Source organism: Trichloromonas sp., from assembly GCF_041583255.1.
Taxonomy (GTDB): domain Bacteria; phylum Desulfobacterota; class Desulfuromonadia; order Desulfuromonadales; family Trichloromonadaceae; genus Trichloromonas.
Window position 1 is genome coordinate 1 of record NZ_JBFHGD010000228.1, and the last position, 4,949, is coordinate 4,949.

The following is a 4,949-nucleotide window of genomic DNA, read 5'->3' on the forward strand; positions in this document are numbered from 1 at the left end:
AACACCAAGTTCAGAGGCATAATCAGCCGGTTTGTCACCCGCCTGCATGAACAGCTCGCCGCCATGGACGCCGCAGCCGAAACCGATAATTTTGACGAACTGGGCAGGTTGGGCCACTGGCTCAAGGGCGCCGGTGGGACGGTCGGTTTCAGCGTTTTTACCGAGCCGGCCATCATGCTGGAGCAGCAGGCAAAATCAGGCAGCGCGCAGCAGCTGAAAGAGACCATTCTTCTGCTGCGGGAGCTGGCGAATCGTATTGAACTGGCCGGGGAGGCGGCTGCCGCGCCGCGGGACGCTGTGCTTAACGGGGATGCCAGGACAGCAGGCGCCGAGGGGATTTTAACCGCTGCGCCAGCCGGGCCGATCGTTTCGCGGCTGGCGGGCAACCCACGGCTACATCGTACCATCCGCATGTTTATCGCCAGGCTGGAAGAAAAGATTGTCGTGATGGACCAGGCTGTGGCAACGGAAAATATGGCCGAGTTGGCCAGTTTGGCCCATTGGCTTAAAGGGGCAGGCGGTACCGTTGGTTTCGATGATTTCACCGAACCTGCAGCAAGCCTGGAACATTTGGCCAAGGCTGGCGAGAGTGCGGCGGCGGCTGCGGCCCTCGAAAAAGTAAGGGCCCTGGCCCTGGCTATTGCTGCTCCCGAAGGCGAAAAATGTGACATTGAAATGACAGCAGGTTAATTTAGGGTACAATTATATCTGTGTTTTTTGTAATTAAAGCAAGAGGCAGGGAGGTCGCAGGAGGCAGGCATGATCATTTCAGATGAAAACACCCATCAACTGAAACGAGCCACGATCATGATCGTGGATGATGAGCCGATCAATATCGAGGTAGTGCAAGCCTTTCTCGAGGACGATGACTATTGTAATTTTACCTGCGTTGACGACTCGACCCAGGCCATGAGGATTCTTGAAGAGTCCCGGCCCGACCTGCTGCTTCTTGATCTCATGATGCCGGATGTTTCCGGTTTCGATATTCTCGATTCGGTCAGAAAACATCCGAAATTCAAGCATCTCCCGGTCATTATCCTGACTGCCGCAACTGACACCGAAAGCAAGCTCAGGGCCCTGGGCCTCGGCGCCACCGATTTTCTGGCCAAGCCTCTCGATCAGAGCGAACTGGTGCTGCGGGTGCGCAACACCCTCGGGGCCAAGGCGTATCAGGACCAGCTGGCTTATTATGACCCGTTGACCAAATTGCCGAATCGGCAACTCTTTCTCGAAGACCTTTCCTGGGCTTTGAAGGGGGCGAAACGTTACAGTGAGCCGCTGGCACTGCTGAATATCGAAATCGACAAGTTCGACAAGATCAATGACACGATAGGACTCAGTGCTGGAGATGAGGTTCTGCTAATTGTTTCCAAGCGTATTCAGAAAATGATCAGGGAGGCTGATCTGCTGGGAGTCTCGGTGGACGACGAAGACGCCGCGCTGAACTTGTTTCACCTTGACAGCAGCATCTTCTCATTGATCCTGGATCGGATACCCGGCCTCGAAAGAGCCGCTCAAGTGGCGGAACGGATCGTACAATCTATCCGGGAGCCGATGCAGGTGGAAGGGCGTGATATCTATTTGACGGCAAGTATCGGCATTGCGACCTATCCGACGGACAGCGACGATCCTTCGGTGCTGATGCGCCTGGCTTCGAGCGCCAAGGATTTCGTGAAAAAGAGCGGCGGAAATGCTTTTCAATTTTCTTCCGTTTCGATCAACGAAATGTATGAAAAAAGGCTGGCATTGGAAACCAGGCTGCGCCAGGCGCTGGAAACTAACCAGTTCGAACTTTATTATCAGCCGAAAGTCGATACCGCTTCCGGTGTGATCAAGGGGGTTGAAGCGCTGATCCGCTGGAACAGTCCCGAAGGGATGATTTATCCAGACGCCTTCATCCCCCTGGCAGAAGAGACCGGTTTGATCATACATATCGGCAGGTGGGTTTTGACGCGGGCCTGTCGGCAGTTGAGGTTGTGGCAAGAAGCAGGTGCGCCGATCAGTATGTCGGTCAACCTGTCGGCACGACAGTTTTCCGACCCGGAATATATGGAACTGCTCAAGCGCCTTATTCTCGAAAGCGGTGTTGATACCTCTTTCCTGACCCTTGAACTTACCGAAAGCCTCCTTCTTGACGATATTGACAAGAAAATAAGGCTGTTGCATGACCTTAAATCGCTGGGTGTTAAACTCTCCATCGACGATTTCGGCACCGGTTTTTCATCGCTCAACTACCTGCGCCGGCTGCCGGTTGATGAACTGAAAATCGACCGTTCCTTCGTCATGGAAATAGACGGGAGTGACGACAGTCGCGCCATCGTCGCCATCGTCGTGTTTCTCGCCCAGAGTCTCGGACTCTCCACGGTTGCCGCGGGCGTGGAAAAAATAGAGGAGCTCGAATTTCTGCAGAAGCTCGGTTGCGAGCAGTACCAGGGGTTTTATTTCAGCCGTGCAGTAACTGCGGACAAGCTGACTGAAATGCTTATCTCTCCGGTCAGGGGGAGTTCTCAAGGTTGTGAGGTCTGTCTCTGAAAGGTGAAAAACCAGTTGATATGTAGCGCGCTGTAACTGGTTTCCATCCGGAAATTCCTGAGTTTTGATGGTCGAGCCCAGTTGCCGCCGAGATGTAGGCCAAGCCATTTGGATCCTGGCCCCATATTCGAGGGACTGACCAACAATGACCTTCGGGAAGCCGTTTTTGGGCGCACTACTCCCCATTTATCGCGATACGCTTGTCCGTTTTATTTTCGCGTACTCGTCAGCGGGCACTGTTGGCTTCCAATATCACTGAGCTTGCCAGCCCTGAATGCTCTCGCCCAGTTTTAAAGGGTAGTTTTCGGCAGGGAGAGTTGGCGTGATGCCTCATAAGCAGATATGCCGGTTTCAACAACCAATTTTACGGCTTAGTTTCGAAACTCTTTCGAGTGCCGGCCGTTCTCGTCATTTTGACCCCTCCAGTAGCTGGTGTTAACATTGGTGTCCGATTTTTTAACTTACATGAAAAAAAGTAATCCTTGGTCTCTTCACTATTCTCTATTAATTATAGGATTGCTGCCACCATGCACATGCCTAATGACACTGCCGTTACATGGAACTGAATGCAGGATCGACGTTATTGTCTGAGCGCTTCCCAGCTTCCCTTGCGTATCGACTCTGCACCCTGGAGAAGCCTGATGCGCATGTAAGTCCCCATCGGGGGGGGCAGTTATAAGGGCGCAAGCCGAACAAAAAAAACCCGGTCGCAGTTGCGACCGGGTTGATTTTTTAGTTGGTGCCGAAGGCGAGACTCGAACTCGCACGAGCAATTGCCCACCACCCCCTCAAGATGGCGTGTCTACCAGTTCCACCACTTCGGCAAAGCGGATGTATATATACTGATTTAGGCTTAGGGTGTCAATATTAAATCTGACGTTTTTTATTTTTTTTCTGCCTCAGCTGCCGCGGGTTGCGGAGCAGGCTCTGCAGCAGGGGCAGGAGCCGTGGGCGGGGCGGCAGTGGTTACGCTCGAAGGCATGACACTGGATGAACCGGGCTGCCCGTAGAAATAGGCCAAGGTCAGGCTGGTGAGCATGAAAATAATGGCTGCTGAGGTGGTCAATTTACCCATGAAACTCTGGCCGCCAGCTGCGCCAAATACGGTCTGGCTGCCGCCAGCACCGAAGGATGCGCCCATGTCAGCCCCTTTACCGCCCTGCAGCAGGACGATGGCGATCAGCGCCAGGCAGACAAGAATGTGTAGAATAATTAAAAATGTGGTCATTGTGCCGTTTTCTCCCTCGAATATGTCGTTAATACAGGACCAGGGACTGTAACACATTTGGTTGCCACTTCAAAGTAGAAATATCTACCCTCGCTTGAAGTGGATAATGCGCGCGAAGTCTGCCGCCTTGAGGCTGGCGCCGCCAACCAGGGTGCCATCGATATCCTGCTGGGCCATGAGCCCGTCAACGTTGTCGGGCTTGACGCTGCCGCCGTAGAGGATACGGGTGGCCTCGGCCACGTTTTCATCGTAGAGCCCCTGCAGCAGGCCGCGGATGAAGGCGTGTGCTTCTTCAGCCTGCTCGTCGCTGGCGGTTTTGCCGGTGCCGATAGCCCATACCGGCTCATAGGCTACGACCAGGTTCTGCATTTCTTCAGCGGAGATGCCTTTGAGGCCTTCTCTTACCTGGGTCGTCAGCACATCGTACATCTGGTCGGACTCCCGCTCCTCGAGCGTTTCTCCAACGCAGAAGATGACCCCCATGCCGGCATCGATAAGGGCTCTGCTTTTCTGATTGATGAACGCATCGGTTTCTGCGAAGAGCTGACGGCGCTCCGAGTGGCCGACGATGCAGTAGCGACAGCCGGCGTCCTTGAGCAGGGCAGGGGATACTTCTCCGGTGAAGGCCCCGCTGGCGGCCGGATAACAGTTCTGGCCGGCAACGCTGATGTTGGAGCCGACCAGCAGGTCGGCGACCTTGGTCAGTGAGGTGTAGACCGGGGCGATGACGATGTCGATATCGTCGATGCCGGCAGTTTCCTGCTTGAGGGCCGCGGCCAGGTCAAGGGATTCGCCAACGGTTTTCTGAAGTTTCCAGTTCCCTGCAATAAACGGTTTGCGCATGTGAGCCTCCGGGTAAGAACATCCCTGTGGTCAGGGAAGGGCCGGCATGGCGCCGGCCCGGATCGGATTTCAGGTTTTGTCGGTCAGGGCGGTTACTCCGGGGAGTTCACGTCCTTCGAGGAATTCGAGCGAAGCGCCGCCGCCGGTTGAGATGTGCGTCATGCGGTCTTCAAGTCCGGATTTATTCACCGCAGCAACTGAGTCCCCGCCACCGATGATCGACAGGGCGTTGGACTCGGCCAGGGTCCTGGCAATGGCCATGGTCCCTTCAGCGAAGGCATCGAATTCGAAAACGCCCATCGGGCCGTTCCAGATGACCGTTGCGGCATTTTTAAGTTCAGCAGTG

5 protein-coding genes and 1 tRNA gene are annotated in these 4,949 nt (G+C 54.7%); 2 read left to right on the plus strand and 4 right to left on the minus strand.

Annotated elements, in window-relative coordinates; translation table 11 throughout:
- Together ABYV89_RS14425 and ABYV89_RS14430 are read left to right on the plus strand one after the other, a co-directional pair.
- Window positions 1-690, plus strand: a 690-nt coding sequence (locus ABYV89_RS14425) for an Hpt domain-containing protein (RefSeq protein ID WP_432823636.1), incomplete at its 5' end; no start/stop codon positions are given.
- Between the two features lie 69 nt (window positions 691-759).
- Window positions 760-2,532: a GGDEF/EAL domain-containing response regulator gene (locus ABYV89_RS14430; RefSeq protein ID WP_432823637.1), complete on the plus strand. Its 1,773-nt coding sequence runs from the start codon at window positions 760-762 to the stop codon at window positions 2,530-2,532.
- A 737-nt stretch (window positions 2,533-3,269) separates the two neighbouring features.
- Here the strand turns inward: ABYV89_RS14430 and ABYV89_RS14435 are convergent.
- The 4 genes from ABYV89_RS14435 to pgk form a co-directional block, all read right to left on the minus strand.
- Window positions 3,270-3,356 (minus strand) — tRNA-Leu (locus tag ABYV89_RS14435).
- A 59-nt stretch (window positions 3,357-3,415) separates the two neighbouring features.
- Window positions 3,416-3,760, minus strand: coding sequence for a preprotein translocase subunit SecG (gene secG, locus ABYV89_RS14440; protein WP_432823638.1), 345 nt, complete (start codon window positions 3,758-3,760; stop codon window positions 3,416-3,418).
- A gap of 84 nt (window positions 3,761-3,844) precedes the next feature.
- Window positions 3,845-4,603 carry a triose-phosphate isomerase gene (tpiA, locus tag ABYV89_RS14445; protein WP_432823639.1) on the minus strand — a complete coding sequence of 253 codons (759 nt, stop codon included), beginning with the start codon at window positions 4,601-4,603 and terminating at the stop codon, window positions 3,845-3,847.
- A 69-nt stretch (window positions 4,604-4,672) separates the two neighbouring features.
- On the minus strand, window positions 4,673-4,949 hold a 277-nt coding region (pgk, locus tag ABYV89_RS14450; protein WP_432823640.1), incomplete at its 5' end, for a phosphoglycerate kinase.